At 63.6% G+C, this 13,782-nt stretch carries 11 protein-coding genes; 5 read left to right on the top strand and 6 right to left on the bottom strand.

All coding sequences use genetic code 11. From position 1 onward, the window contains the following. Window positions 1-132: 132 nt before the first annotated feature. Both ACSSNI_RS00360 and ACSSNI_RS00355 read left to right on the top strand, forming a co-directional pair. Complete coding sequence (locus ACSSNI_RS00360) at window positions 133-1,578, top strand: alanine/glycine:cation symporter family protein (protein WP_200640067.1); 1,446 nt, start codon at window positions 133-135, stop codon at window positions 1,576-1,578. Between the two features lie 58 nt (window positions 1,579-1,636). Then, window positions 1,637-2,629, top strand: coding sequence for an asparaginase (locus tag ACSSNI_RS00355; RefSeq protein WP_200640068.1), 993 nt, complete (start codon window positions 1,637-1,639; stop codon window positions 2,627-2,629). A 9-nt stretch (window positions 2,630-2,638) separates the two neighbouring features. Here the strand turns inward: ACSSNI_RS00355 and ACSSNI_RS00350 are convergent, their stop codons facing one another. The 3 genes from ACSSNI_RS00350 to nudE all read right to left on the bottom strand — a co-directional run bounded on the left by ACSSNI_RS00350 (window position 2,639) and on the right by nudE (window position 6,998). Then, window positions 2,639-5,503: a hybrid sensor histidine kinase/response regulator gene (locus ACSSNI_RS00350; protein ID WP_418952682.1), complete on the bottom strand. Its 2,865-nt coding sequence runs from the start codon at window positions 5,501-5,503 to the stop codon at window positions 2,639-2,641. Window positions 5,504-5,619: 116 nt separating this feature from the next. After that, window positions 5,620-6,435, bottom strand: coding sequence for a 3'(2'),5'-bisphosphate nucleotidase CysQ (gene cysQ / locus ACSSNI_RS00345; protein WP_200640069.1), 816 nt, complete (start codon window positions 6,433-6,435; stop codon window positions 5,620-5,622). Further along, on the bottom strand, window positions 6,432-6,998 hold the full coding sequence (gene nudE, locus ACSSNI_RS00340; RefSeq protein ID WP_102836778.1) for an ADP compounds hydrolase NudE: 567 nt from the start codon (window positions 6,996-6,998) through the stop codon (window positions 6,432-6,434). The genes cysQ and nudE overlap by 4 nt, the downstream gene beginning before the upstream one ends. Before the next feature lie 121 nt (window positions 6,999-7,119). Here nudE and yrfG point away from each other — a divergent pair, with 121 nt between their 5' ends. Together yrfG and ACSSNI_RS00330 are read left to right on the top strand one after the other, a co-directional pair. Then, entirely contained in the window at window positions 7,120-7,800 is a 681-nt protein-coding gene (gene yrfG, locus ACSSNI_RS00335; RefSeq protein ID WP_200640070.1) for a GMP/IMP nucleotidase, read from the top strand. A 165-nt stretch (window positions 7,801-7,965) separates the two neighbouring features. Continuing rightward, window positions 7,966-10,071, top strand: a complete 2,106-nt coding sequence (locus tag ACSSNI_RS00330; RefSeq protein WP_200640071.1) for a PAS domain-containing sensor histidine kinase — start codon at window positions 7,966-7,968, stop codon at window positions 10,069-10,071. Between the two features lie 73 nt (window positions 10,072-10,144). Here the strand turns inward: ACSSNI_RS00330 and fdhD are convergent, their stop codons facing one another. Continuing rightward, window positions 10,145-10,990 (bottom strand): formate dehydrogenase accessory sulfurtransferase FdhD, encoded by an 846-nt coding sequence (gene fdhD, locus ACSSNI_RS00325; RefSeq protein ID WP_200640072.1) that lies wholly within the window; start codon window positions 10,988-10,990, stop codon window positions 10,145-10,147. A 576-nt stretch (window positions 10,991-11,566) separates the two neighbouring features. Between fdhD and ACSSNI_RS00320 the strand changes: the two genes are divergently transcribed. Beyond that, window positions 11,567-12,028 carry a hypothetical protein gene (locus ACSSNI_RS00320; protein ID WP_200640073.1) on the top strand — a complete coding sequence of 154 codons (462 nt, stop codon included), beginning with the start codon at window positions 11,567-11,569 and terminating at the stop codon, window positions 12,026-12,028. An 87-nt stretch (window positions 12,029-12,115) separates the two neighbouring features. Here ACSSNI_RS00320 and ACSSNI_RS00315 read toward each other — a convergent pair whose 3' ends face one another. Both ACSSNI_RS00315 and ACSSNI_RS00310 read right to left on the bottom strand, forming a co-directional pair. Then, the gene (locus ACSSNI_RS00315) at window positions 12,116-12,559 is read right to left on the bottom strand and encodes an acyl-CoA thioesterase (RefSeq protein WP_200640074.1); all 444 of its coding nucleotides are present in this window, start codon (window positions 12,557-12,559) and stop codon (window positions 12,116-12,118) included. Between the two features lie 58 nt (window positions 12,560-12,617). Next, window positions 12,618-13,781 (bottom strand): iron-containing alcohol dehydrogenase, encoded by a 1,164-nt coding sequence (locus ACSSNI_RS00310; RefSeq protein ID WP_200640075.1) that lies wholly within the window; start codon window positions 13,779-13,781, stop codon window positions 12,618-12,620. Window position 13,782: the final 1 nt, after the last annotated feature.

The following is a 13,782-nucleotide window of genomic DNA, read 5'->3' as shown; positions in this document are numbered from 1 at the left end:
AGCGGCGCGATTCTAGCATCAACTCGCGCCAGATCGCCGCGACCCGCGTAATTGAATGACCGCGGGGTCTGGCTAACCATTCCGGGTCGGTGTTTCACCATTTGTCAAAACAACAAGAGAGACCTCTCCGCCATGCTCGATCTTCTCAACGATCTCATCTGGAGCAAGCTGCTCATCGTGATGCTGATAGGCCTCGGCCTGTTCTTCACCATTGCCTCGCGCTTCGTCCAGTTCCGCTATTTCGGCAGCATGTTTCACATCTTCGCTGAAGCCTTCAAACGCCAGCCAGGCCAGCTCAGCTCGTTCCAGGCGCTAATGCTCAGCGTCGCCGGTCGCGTCGGCGCCGGCAACATTGCCGGTGTTTCGGTCGCCATCATGCTCGGCGGGCCAGGCGCAATCTTCTGGATGTGGATCGTGGCGCTGGTCGGCATGGCCACCAGTTACTTCGAATGCTCCCTGGCCCAGCTGTACAAGCGCCGCGAGCCCGACGGCGGCTATCGCGGCGGCCCGGCCTTCTATATCGAGCACGGCCTCGGCCAGCGCTGGCTGGGCATCGTCGTGTCGCTGCTGCTGCTGGTGACCTTTGGCTTCGGCTTCAACGCCGTGCAGTCCTACACCGTCGCCAGCTCGATGAACGACACCTTCGGCGTGCCAACCTTTGTCAGCGGCATCGTGTTGATGGTGGTAATCGGCCTGATCATCTTCGGTGGCATCAAGCGCATCGCCAAGTTCGCCGACGTACTGGTACCGATCATGGCGTTCTCCTACATCGCCATGGCGATCTTTGTCATCGGCAGCAACGCCAGCGCCATTCCTGAGGCATTCGGCACCATCTTCCGCAGTGCCTTCGGCCTGGAACCCGCTTTCGCCGGCGGCATCGGCGCGGCCATCATCATGGGCGTCAAGCGTGGCCTGTTTTCCAACGAAGCGGGCCTGGGCAGTGCGCCCAACGTGGCGGCGGTGGCTGAGGTCAAGCACCCTGTGGCGCAGGGCATCGTGCAGTCGCTGAGCGTATTCATCGACACCATCATCCTGTGCAGCTGCACCGCGCTGATCATCATCCTCTCCGGCGTGTTCGAGCCGGGCAGCGAAATGGCCGGTGTGGTGCTGACGCAAACCGCTGTGGCCGCCGTCGTCGGTGAGTGGGGCCGGGTGTTCATCAGCGTCGCGTTGCTGCTGTTCGTGTTCACCACGCTGATCTACAACTACTACCTCGGCGAGAACGCACTGGGCTTCTTCACCGGCAAGCGCTGGCCAGTTCTGGTGTACCGCGTCATGGTTATCGGCCTGGTGATGTGGGGCTCGATTCAGGACCTGGGCACGGTGTTCGGCTTTGCCGACGTCACCATGGGCCTGCTGGCAATTTGCAACTTGATTGCCCTGGCGCTGCTGTTCAAGGTAGGCCTGCGCCTGATGCGCGATTACGATAGCCAGCGCAAGGCAGGTGTCGAGTCGCCGGTATTCGATCCAAAGAACTTCGCCGATCTGGATCTGGACCCGAGCGTCTGGCCAGCCAGAGTCGGCAGTGAATCGACGGTCAACACCGCCACGGCGGCCCCTCAGGCACATCAGCGTTAAGTTGCTCCGCGTCGTTTGAACAGGGGCCGCTGGCCCCTGTTTTCATTAGGAGACCCCTATGCCGGCTTCCAGAAACACCCTGGTGCTGTACACCGGCGGCACCATCGGCATGCAGCAGAGCGCCGAAGGGCTGATGCCCGCCTCCGGCTTTGCCAGCCGACTGCGCGACCAGCAGGACAAACAACCCGAGCTGGCCTTGCCTGACTGGCAATTCCGCGAACTGCTGCCCGCCATCGACAGCGCCAACATGAACCAGACTCACTGGCTGGCAATGGTCGAGGCGATCCGAGCCGGTGTCGAGCAGGACAACTGCGACGCCGTGCTGGTCCTGCATGGCACCGACACCCTCGCCTACAGCGCCGCTGCGCTGAGTTTCCTGCTGCTGGGCCTCCAGGTGCCGGTGGTGCTGACGGGCGCGATGTTGCCGGCCGGCGCGCCCGGTAGTGACGCCTGGGACAACCTGTTCGGGGCGATGCAGGCGCTGCACGCGGGCGTCGAGCCAGGCGTGCATCTCTACTTCGCCGGCAAACTGATGCACGGTGCTCGAGTCAGCAAGCTCGGAACCGCCAGCCTCGATGCCTTCGGCGTACTGCCACGGCTGCGTCAGGGCCAGCGCGCACCCGCTATTCCCGCAACACTCGACTACCGCCAATCGCGTCAGCAGGTGAACCTCGCGGTGCTGCCGCTCTACCCAGGCATTCAGGCGACGCAGGTGCACGCCTTGCTGTCCAGTAGCGTGGAGGGCGTGCTCATCGAGTGCTATGGCAGCGGTACTGGGCCCGCGGATGATGCTGATCTGCTGAAGGCGCTGCAGGACGCCCATCAGCGCGGCGTTGTACTGGCCGCGATCAGCCAGTGTCCGCAGGGGCACGTCGAATTCAGCATCTATGCGGCTGGCAGCAAACTGGCTGCCAGTGGGCTGATGTCAGGCGGCGGCATGACGCGGGAGGCCGCGCTGGGCAAGTTGTTCGCGCTGCTCGGCACCGGGCTGTCGCAGACTGAAGTCGAGCACTGGTTCGCCCTCGACCTCTGCGGTGAGCGCGTCGACTGATCTGCGGGCTCAACCCGGATGGAGATCGAACTCCTGAAGGCAATCCCGGACCTGCCGACGCAGCTCGTCGAGGTCCAGCGGCTTGCTCAGCCAGCCCTGGCAGTCGAGCCCGGCCTTCTTCTCGCTCACCGCACTCAGCACGAGCACCGGCAGCCATTGGGTGGTCGGGGCCTGACGCAGCAAACGCAGCAACTGCTCACCATCAAGCTCCGGCAGGTTGAAATCCAGCAGCAGCAACTCCGGCGGATCGACCAGCAAGTGTTCCAAGGCCATCCGCCCATTGCCGATGACGCTGACCTCAGCCAGATCAGCCAGGGCCTTGCGCACCAGCAGCTGGCTGGCCGGGTCATCTTCGACATAGACGATCCGCGGCCGCTGGCGAAGCGGCCGGGCGCTCTGCGCACCCGCCAACGGCAGGGCGATCCAGAAGCGACTGCCGGCTCCAGGCGCACTCTTCACCCCGATACTGCCGCCCATCAGCTTGGCGTACTCCAGGCACAGCGAAAGGCCGATGCCCGCACCCTGGATGTTCGAACTCTCGCGGCCAAGCCGGCGAAACGGCTCGAACAGCTGCGCCTGCAAACTCTCGTCGATGCCAAGACCCGTGTCTTCGACCACCAGCCTTGCCTGGCCGGCGACCGTATCGATGCGCAGCACAATCTTCCCGTCTGGCTTGTTGTACTTGATGGCGTTGGACAGCAGATTGAGCAGCACCTGACGTAACCGACGCGGCTCGCCCTGCACTTCGACGGGCCCGGGCGGCAAATCGAATTCCAACCGCAGGCCGTGGCGCTGAACATCAAGCGCCACCAGCTCGGCGCACTCATGCATCAAAGCAGTGACTTCGACGGTTTTTAGCGTCAGCTGCGGCCGCTCGGCCTGCAGGCTCGACCAGTCGAGAATATCGCCAAGCAACTGGTTCAGATGCCGGCTGGCCAACAGGATCTCATCGAGATACTCAGCAGCTTCCGGCTGAGCATCCGGCGAGCAGTCCATGCGCATCAGCTGGGCGAACCCAAGGATGGCGTTGAGCGGCGTACGCAGCTCATGGCTGATGCTGGAGATCAGATGAGTCTTGGCCTCGTTGGCCGCATGTGCCTGCTGGATGGCCTGGCGCAAATCGTCCTCGACCCGCTTGATGGCATCGATATCCACATGCGTACCAGCCACCAGGGTCGCTTCGCCTGTTTGCGGGTCGCGCTCCAGCACGCGGCCGCGACTGAGCAGCCAGTGATATTCACCCAGCGCATCAGCGAAGCGGTACTCGCTCTCATAGCGCAGCGCCTGCCCTTCGTGCATGCGGTCGAGTTCGGCCTGTACCTGGGCGACGTCGAGCGGATGGATACGCTGCAGAAACTGAGCCTCGCTCAGCTGTGCAGAAGACAACCCGAAGCGCGCTGGCAGCCGCCCGCGAAGCTGCATCACGCCGCGACGCATATCGTTTTCCCAGAGGCTTTCAGTGGCGCTTTCAAGCACCAGTTCGAGACGCTCCTGAGCCTGGGTACGCTGCGCCTCGCTGTCCTCAAGCTGGGCGCCGATGCCTCGGGTGTGCTGCGCCAGATCATCCAGCTCGCGAATCTCTGACGAGACGGGCTCCGGCCGCCACCGACCGAGGCCGATCTGCCCCATCATCTGCGAGATGCCCGCGATCGGCTTCAGCAACGCCTGACTGAGCTGACGCGCGCGCAGCCACATGAAGGCAAAAAACAGCAGGTAGAACATTACCAACCCGGCAATCAGCAGATAGCCGATCTGTTGAAAGCGACTGGCCAAGGCATTGGTCTGGCTGAACACTGCGTTTTCTTCGACCACCGCCATCAGGTGCCAGCCGGTTTGCGGCACCGTCGTCCAGGCAACCAGCCGTTGTTCACCTTTCAGCTCCAGGCTCATGACCCCTTCGCTCTGCGTAGCGACCGCCTTTGCCAGCTCGCGGGTCTGGCCGCGGCGATCAAGGCGGAAATCTTCAGGCTTGAGCGTTTCCCGGCGCACCGCGTCGTTGTAATAGTGATCGGTCAGCTCGTTGAGCTCGAACTCCCGCTCGCCCGACTCCGGCAGGGCCATGATGCTCAGGTCGCGGCTGACCAGCATGGCATAGCCGTCCCAGGGCACTCGCAGGTTACTGATCTGATTCAGGAGGCCGCTGACAGTGATGTCGATACCGCTGACGCCTTCGAGCATGTCCCCTCGGTAAACCGGCGCCACGGCCGACATCATCCAGCCCTGCCCGGCCGGGTCGAGGTAGACGTCGGTCCACACCACCTTGCGCGCGGGGTTGTGCCAAGCGTTGGCCAGGTAATAGAAGTTGTAGCTGGGGATGTGCACATCCGGCGCGTACTGCTGAGCCGTATCGAACCAGGGGTAGATATGGTTGTAGCTGTCCCAGCTGTTGAAATAGAGGCTGGCGATCAGCGGGTTGCTGGCGTGCAGCTCCTTCATCAGCGGGTCGAGCCGCTGTAGCTTGGCTACCTTCTGCAGATCCTGGCGTTCCGGGGGCGTCAGCCCAGAGTAGAAGCTGGCGGCGCCGCCCAGGTCGCGGGGGCTATAGCGCACCCCATCGGCATTGAGTTCAAGCGGCACCGGCGCCACCGGGCTGTCGTCTTCCAACGCACGACGGGAGAAATTACGAAACAGAGTGGCCGCGTTCGCCACTTCCTGCAGCTGCTGGCTGATCACCCGCGACTCACGCGCCACGGCCGTTTGCAATTCGGAAAGCGCCGTTTCGCGCAGGTGCTCGATCTGCGCATCGCGGATGGCGCTGTTGGTCAGCAGGTAGGCCGCGATCAGCACGACCTCGACCAGCACCAGTGGGATCAATGTTGTCTGAACGAAGGCACGCCAGATCCATTGACGTATCCCGGTGGGGGTTTTCGACACAGGCAGCTCCAGCGTTCCAACTCAAGCGCTCGGCTTGGTCACCGCAAGAATCCTAGCATGGCCTTATGCGCGACCGAGTCACCGCGCGAATAACCGGCCTCCGGAGCACCTCGGCGTCAGCGGCCAGCCAGCTCGATCAGCTCGGCCCGCCATTCGGCGTCACGCGGTAGCGCCAGGAATGAGGGGTTGAGGAAATTCTCCCGCGCTTCGTAGGTCAGGGCGGCGCCGGCAATATCCAGCACCTCGCCGCCGGCGCCCTCCAGCACGCCCTGGGCCGCCGCCGTGTCCCACTGTGAAGTCGGTGCCAGCCGCGGGTAACAGTCGGCGGCTCCTTCGGCCAACAGGCAGAACTTCAGCGAGCTGCCGACACTGGCTAATGCCAGCTCGCCAAAACGTTGCCGCAAGCCATAGAGCAAACGCTCCTGCGCCGGGCTCGAGTGGCGACGGCTCGCAACGACGGTGAACTCGCCCGCAGCCTGATGACGCACCCGCAAGGGCTGCGCCGCACCGTCTGCTTCAGCACGCCAGGCGCCAAATGCAGCACCGCCGTAATAGCAGCGGCCATTGGCCGGAACCCCGACCACTCCGAACAGCACCCGCCCCTGCTCGATCAACGCGACATTTACGGTGAATTCTTCGCTACCGGCGATGAATTCCTTGGTGCCGTCCAGCGGATCGACCAACCACCAACGCGACCAGCCGGCACGCTCGGCAAGATCCAGCGCGCAGTCTTCCTCGGACAATACCGGGATGGCCGCATCGAGCGCCCGGAGGCCATCGGCCAGCAGATAATGAGCCGCCATATCAGCGGCGGTCACGGGCGAAGCATCGGCCTTCTCATGCACCTGCACATCGGTGCGCCAGTGCGGCAGGATGGCCTCACCGGCAGCGCGGACCAGTTCAATGACGGGGGCCAGATAGGGATGGCTCATAGCGCGAACTCCCCCCGCTGGCTGAGCAGATCACGCGCCAGATAAAGGGCCGCGAGGGCGCGCCCTTCGCTGAACTGCGGGTTCTGGATCAGGCTGGACAATTCCCGCAGATCCACCCGATCGACACGCATCGGCTCAGGCTCGTCCCCCGGCAGCTGCTCGGGATACAGGTCACGCGCCAGTACCACCTGAATCTTCTGGCTCATGTAGCCCGGCGACAGCGACAGTTCGGTGAGCAATTCCAGGCTGCGCGCGCCGAAACCGGCCTCCTCTTTCAACTCCCGGTTGGCCGCGTCGAGCACGTCTTCGCCCGGCTCGATCAACCCCTTGGGCAGCGACAGTTCGTAGGTATCGGTACCGCCGCAGTATTCCTCCACCAGCAGCGCCCGGCCGTCGGCTTCCAGCGCGACGATCATCACCGCGCCGTAACCGGTCCCCTTGCCGACCAGCCGTTCGTAGGTACGCTCCACGCCGTTGGAAAACCGCAGCTGCAGCTCCTCGACACGGAACAGGCGGCTGCTGGCGACAATCTCACGGGCAAGTACGGTAGGTTTCTGGCGCATGGGGATATCCTTGGAACGCGAAGGCCAATCATAACCCGGCTTTTTGTGATCGCCGCGAACGCTTTGCATCGAGCCGACCGCTGTCGCACCATGGGTGCCAACCGCCGAACAAGAGCCCGCCATGATCGCTTCACTGCCCTGGTCCGAGATCGACACCGTCCTGCTGGACATGGACGGCACCCTGCTGGATCTGCATTTCGACAACCATTTCTGGCTCGACCTGCTGCCGCAGCGCTATGCCGAACGGCATGGCATAAGCCGTGCCATGGCCGAACTGGAGCTGGCCCCGCTGTTCAATGAACATGAGGGCAAGCTCACTTGGTACTGCCTGGACTTCTGGACCCGCGAGCTGAACCTGCCGATTCGTGAGATGAAGCGAGAGATCGCCGACCTGATCGCCCTGCGCCCGGCTGCCGACGAATTTCTCGCCGCCCTGCGTGATGCGGGCAAGCGCGTGGTGTTGATCACCAATGCCCACCGCGACTCGTTGTCGCTGAAGCTCGAACGTATCGAACTGGCACCCTGGTTCAATCGTCTGATCAGTTCACACGACTATGGCTTCCCCAAGGAGCAAGCCCAGTTCTGGCATGCCCTGAAAACGGATCTGGATTTCAATCCGGCAACCGCGCTTTTCATTGACGACAGCCTGTCCGTACTGCGCAGTGCGCGGGCTTACGGCATCGCTCACCTGCTGGCCATCAGCGAACCGGACAGTCGCCGAGGCAGGAAAGACACTGAAGAATTCACCGCTGTGGACGATTATCTCGAGCTGATCCGCAGCCTGCAGGGCTTCTCGGCCTGACCGAAAGATGCGGGCGTGCTTAACTCAGACGCATACGTATCCGCCTTATTGAGACGGCCAGCGGATGATGAAAAAGGCGATCCAGTTGACTGACGTCCAGCGTGTACATGAACTCGGCATAGGTGCGATGCGGGTAGAACCCTGGCGCCTCAGAATGGAAGGACTATGGTTGTAGACGCAGGATTCTGGCCTTCCGAGCGCAGCGAAATGGGCCGGCAGATCCGCCTGCACGACTGGAGCACAACGGTGCTAGGCCCGGTCGAACAATGGCCGACCGTTCTGCGCGTACTGCTCGATACCGTGCTCGAGACGCCGCTGCCAATGTGCATCCTGTGGGGCGAAGCCAGCCTGCAGCTGTACAACGATGCGCATGCCGCTGCCATCGGAGACCACCATTCGGGGGCGCTCGGGGCACCAGTCGCGACATCCTGGGGCGACAACTGGCCGGATCTGCACCATGCGAGTCCGCTCGCTGAGCGCAACCGGACCTGCACACTGCGCAACTATCACCCTGTCGACAGTAGCCTGTCGCCGGGCAGCAATGTTGGCTTCGATATCGCCATCAGCCCCATCCGCGACGGGCAACAGATCGTTGGGCAGCTGCTCTGTCTTCGGCCAAGCGAAGAGGAGGCACTGCGCCGCCGGAACGCTGAAATCAAGATGATCAACGACGCCTTGCCGGTGCTTATCGGCTACGTTGATCGAGATGAGCGCTTTCGTTTCAACAACAGCCACTATGAAAGCTGGTATGGCTTAAGCCCCGAGTCGCTATACGGCAAAAGCGTTCGCGAGGTCATCGGTGAAGAGGCCTATGCCATTCGCGAGGCTCACATCAAGGCGGCACTGGCCGGCCAGGAACTGAGCTTCGAAGCCTACAGCTCGCACCGCGACGGCAAACCACGCCAAACCCAGGTCCAATACCTGCCGCGCCGCGACGACCAGGGTGAGGTACAGGGCTTTTTCGTGCTGGCTCAGGACGTCACCGAGCGCTGGGAAGCAGAACAGGCGCTGCGTGAGCTCAACGAGACGCTGGAAAGTCGGGTACAGGAGCGCACCGAGGCGCTGGCGGAAGTCTACGAGCGCCTGCTCAAGGAAATGGCCAGTCGTGAGCAGGCGCAGGAAGCGCTGCGCCAGGCGCAGAAGATGGAAGCGGTGGGCCAGCTCACCGGCGGCATCGCTCACGACTTCAACAACATGCTCACCGGCATCATCGGTGGGCTGGACCTTATCCAGCGCTACAACCAGACCGGCCGACACGCCGAAACCCAGCGTTTCATCGACGCGGCGGTCACCTCGGCCAACCGCGCGGCGGCGCTCACCCACCGGCTGCTAGCCTTTGCCCGTCGCCAGCCGTTGAATCTCAAGCGGGTCGACATCAATGCGCTGGTCGAGTCCATGCACGACCTGATGGTGCGCACACTGGGCAGCCACATCCTGGTCGACGCACAGCTGCAGCCGGACCTGTGGCCAGCCCACAGCGACGACAACCAGCTGGAAAGCGCACTGCTCAACCTGGTCATCAACGCCCGCGACGCCATGCCCGACGGCGGCAGCCTGTATATCGCCACGGCCAACGTGATGCTGCAGCAGCCCGGTGAAATCGGTGACATGGCCCCCGGGCACTACGTCAGCCTCAGCGTGATCGACAGTGGCTGCGGCATGACGCCCAAGGTCCTGGCGGCTGCGTTCGAGCCATTCTTCACCACCAAACCCATCGGCCAGGGCACCGGGCTCGGCCTGTCGATGATCTACGGCTTCGCCCGCCAGGCCGGCGGCCATGTGCAGATCCGCAGCGAGCCGGGCCAAGGCACCGAGGTCACCCTCTACTTGCCGGCACACTGCGATCTTCAAACTCAGGTTGTACCTGACGCCCCTGCCGAGCAGGTGCCGAAAGCGCTGCAGGGCGAACGGGTGCTGGTGGTGGAGGACGATGCCGCGGTGCGCATGCTGGTCATGGACGTGCTGGACATGCTCGGCTACCGCGCTCTGGAAGCGGCCGAGGCCAACGCGGCGGTGGCTATCCTGGTCAGCGGCGAACCGCTGGACCTGCTCATTTCCGATGTCGGCCTGCCGGGCATGAACGGCCGTCAGCTGGCCGACATCGCACGCCAGCTGCGGCCCACCCTGCGCGTGCTGTTCATGACCGGCTACGCCGAACAGGCGGCCAGCAGCGGCTTTCTCGACAAGGGCATGGACATGATCAGCAAACCCTTCACCATCGACCTGCTGGCCACGCGCATCCGCGCCATGCTGGCCCAGGAGCTCGAGTAGAGCCGTGCAGGTACAGCGGCGTCACAAACGTCTAGGGGCGCCGTTTGCATGCAAACGGCGGGAAGCCCGAAGGTTAGCGGGGATGCGCGCGCTCGGTCGTAAGCGCCGGGCTGTATACCCGCGGGGCGCTGTGGTGCGGCAGATGGATCAGGTTGAGCCGGTGCTGGCGCGCCCAGCGCACGCAGAGATCGGTCGGTGCTGAAAGGCTGACCAGCGTCGACAAACCCGCACGCACAGCCTTGTGGATCAGCTCCAGGCTGCAGCGGCTGGTGACCACCGCGAAGCCCCGATAGCCGTCACGCCCTTCGCGGCGCAGCGCGCCGATCAGCTTGTCCAGCGCGTTGTGCCGGCCGATGTCCTCACGGCACAGCACGATCTCGCCATGTTCGTCGACAAACAGTGCGGCGTGCAGCGCACCGCTTTGCCGCGCCAGGCGCTGCGCATCGTTGATCCGCGCGCGCAGCTCCTGCAGGTGCGCGGCCGGCGGTAAGGGGCTGGACGCCAGCGGGGTCAATTGCGGTAGCGCCTGATCGATCGCCTCCACCCCACACAGACCGCAACCGCTGGTACCGGCCAGGTTGCGGCGCTGTTGTTTGAGTGCCCAGAACGCTCGATTGCCGATCTCTACCTCGGCGCTGAACGCGTCGCCGCGCCGACTGAGCTGGATGTCGTAGATCTCGTCGACGCTGCCAACCAGCTCGCCGCTCAGGCTGAAGCCGACGACGAAGTCCTCCAGCGCGCTGGGCGAGACCATCATCACCGCGTGGCTGATGCCGTTGTAGGCGATGGCCAGCGCGCACTCCTCGGCCAGCACCGCGTCGCCCGTATTTTCCGAGGCATTCAGCTCCGCATAGCTATAGGCGGCCGGCGCCGAACTGGCGATGGGCGCGGCAGCATTCAGGGGTGCAGGACGAGGCATATCGAACTTTCCTTGCAGGCGTGCTGTAAGAATATCCGACTCAGGGCTGTACCTGCGGTTCGATCTGCTCAGGCTCAGCCTACGAGGTGGTGGTCGGGCTCTGCTCAGGGCCGACGCACCGGGTGGCCGATCGTATTTCGAGCATGGAGAGCGATGACTATCCAACTCTATCGAGCGGCAACTACGCGGACCATCAACAAGCGTCAAACCCATTCAACAGGTACCAGGCTGCTCGGCATATTCACTGATCGAGTTCGCCTCGGCAGCGCCTCCATCAACGAGGCGCTCCTTTGTCGAACGCACCCAGACGTCAACATTTGTATTCAGCAGGCCGCACAGTAGCGGCCTGCCAGTTGTTAGCTAAACGATGAAACCAGTCAATGAGATGACGCCCTGACGCGGCGCTGAGGTCGGGCTCCACGAGCCTTTTCCGGGCGGAGAAGAGGCGGACGATTTGGCTACATGTGAACCACGTCCAGGTTTTGCGAACCCGATGGCTGCCCGTGGAACCCGGCACCGGCCAGCCGGTCTATGACGGCAATTTCGCCGCACGCCGGCTTTGCTATCGAGGTGTACATGAAGTCCCTGCAGCTGATAGTTCTTTCCCTAGGCCTGACCTACGGCGGTATCGCCGCCGCGAGCAACACCGAAGCCGCTGTCGGCGGAGCATTGGGCGGTGCACTCGGCTCGGTCGTCGGTGAGCATCTTGGCGGCTCCACCGGCGCGACCATCGGCGCCGGTGTCGGCGGCGCTGCGGGCGGCATGGTCGGCGCCGACAAGCGCAGCCGCACCGAAGCGGCCATCGGTGGTGGCCTTGGCGCAGCGGGCGGTAACGTGGTCGGCCAGCGCGTCGGGGGCAGCACCGGCGGCCTGATTGGTGCAGCCGTGGGTGGCGGCGCCGGCGGCGCGATCGGCAATGCCTACGGCGACGATGATGACTATCGCAATGACCGTCGCTACCGTGACGACCGCCGTTACTACGGCCACCCGGGCAAAGCCAAGGGACACTGGAAGCACAAACACAAGCATCACCGCTGAGTCAGCCGCTCCGTAGCGCGGCGCGACCAGCCACAGCTGAACGGCCGACAAGTTCGGCCGTTCAGCTGTCTAACCACAGAGCTGCGGTTATTCGGCCGTCATTACCAGCGCTTCCAAGGCCTGGCGCAAACCGCTCGGGATCGGCGTCGGCCGGTTGCTGGCGCGGTCCACGAACACATGCACGAAGCGCCCCGCCGCACAGGCCTGCGCTTCGCCTGCCTTGAAAATCGCCAGCTCGTACTGCACCGAGCTGTTGCCAAGCTTGCCGACCCGTAGCCCGACTTCCAGCACATCGGGAAAGGCGATGGAGGCAAAGTAGTCGCACGAAGAACTGACGACGAAGCCCACCACCTCACCTTCGTGAATATCCAACCCGCCACGTGCAATCAGATAGGCGTTCACCGCGCTGTCGAAATAGCTGTAGTAGACGACGTTGTTCACGTGGCCATAGATATCGTTGTCATGCCAGCGAGTAGTGATCGGCTGGAAGTGACGGTAATTGGCGCGCAGGTGCTGCGGTTGTTCAGCCATTCGAGAAGTCCTTGTTCAGCAACCGGCACACCGCAGGCGACGCGGCGCACCAATAGGGTCAGTACGCGGCGCGGTAGATGGCCAAGGCATCAGCCTCGGTCACTTCGCGTGGATTGTTGACCAGCAGACGCTGCTGGAGCATCGCCTCCTTCGCCAGTTGCGGCAACATGTCCTCCGGCACACCGGCGTCGCGCAAACGGGTCGGCAGACCGACGCGAGCGCTCATCTGCTCGAACTCCTGGATTAGCTGCTCGGCATAGGTCGACGGGTCATCGGTGCGCAGCCGATCACCAAGGATGATCGGCGCCAGCTCGCCGTAATGGGTGGTCGCCGCATTGACGTTGAAGCGCAACACCTGCGGCAGCACCAGCGCGTTCGACAGCCCGTGCGGAATGTGGAAGTTGCCGCCCAGCGGATAGGCCAGCGCATGCACCGCAGCCACCGGTGCGTTGGCGAAGGCCTGCCCGGCCAGGCAGGCACCGAGCAGCATGGCCTGGCGCGCCTCGCGGTTGCTGCCGTTGTGTACGGCTTCGTCTAGGTTGGCCGCCAGCAGACGCAGCGCCTCGCGCGCCAGCAGGTCGGACATCGGGTTTTTCTTCAACGCGCTGGTGTAGGCCTCAATGGCGTGCACCATGGCGTCGATCCCGGTAGCGGCGGTTACCGCCGGAGGCAAGCCGAGGGTAAGGTCAGCGTCGAGCAGCGCCAGATCCGGCAGCAGCAGGGGCGAAACCACGCCCATCTTGGTGGTTTCGCCGGTGGTGATAATGGCGATCTGAGTGACCTCGGAACCGGTGCCTGCGGTGGTCGGCACCTGAATCAACGGCAAACGCTTGCCCTTGGCGTTACCGACGCCGTAGATATCCTGCAGGGTCTGGGTGTTGTCCGGGTGTGCCAGGAGGGCCACCAGCTTGGCGACATCCATCGAGCTGCCGCCACCAAAGCCGATCACCAGATCAGCGCCAGCTGACCGGGCCTGCTCGACGGCGGCCAGCACGATGGCTTCCGGCGGATCTGCGACGACCTGATCGTAAACGGCGACCTTCAACCCTTCCGTCTCGAAACCCGGGAGCACCTCGTTGAGCAGGCCGAAGCGGGTAATCCCAGGATCGGTCACGACCAATACGGAACGCGCCTCGCGCTCCTTGCAGAGACTGGCCAGCCGGCGCGACGAGCCGGGCTCACAAATCAGTTGGGCGGTTGTGGCAAAGCTGAACGGATGCATC

The sequence above is a fragment of the Stutzerimonas tianxiuensis genome, from assembly GCF_053470365.1.
This window is presented reverse-complemented; position numbering and strand designations above follow the sequence as displayed.